This window comes from Peribacillus sp. SIMBA_075 (assembly GCF_046534585.1).
The window spans coordinates 1-271 of record NZ_JAWRYN010000623.1; the positions used below are offsets into that span (position 1 = coordinate 1).

General features: G+C 38.7%; 1 protein-coding gene. It reads right to left on the bottom strand.

All coding sequences use genetic code 11. From position 1 onward, the window contains the following. Positions 1–97: 97 nt before the first annotated feature. A partial coding sequence (rbfA, locus tag SB775_RS29675; RefSeq protein WP_410864823.1) for a 30S ribosome-binding factor RbfA occupies positions 98–271 on the bottom strand: 174 nt, incomplete at its 5' end.

Here is a 271-nt window from a genome sequence, read left to right on the forward strand (position 1 = left end):
TTATGTAATAAAAGAACACCATTTATCATCTGCGTTCTCTCCTTTCATAAACGATGAAAAAGGACAGACGATCATCGCCTATCCTTATTTCAACGTCTTATTCGTGATCTTTTGTGTTTAGTTCAGCAATCAGGCTTTCAATTCGGTTACCGTAATCAACGGATTCATCGAATTCAAAGTGTAGTTCTGGTGTTTTGCGAAGTCTAATTCGATTGCCAATTTCAGAGCGGATATACCCTTTCGCCTTTGCTAGGCCTTTTAAGGTTTCCTC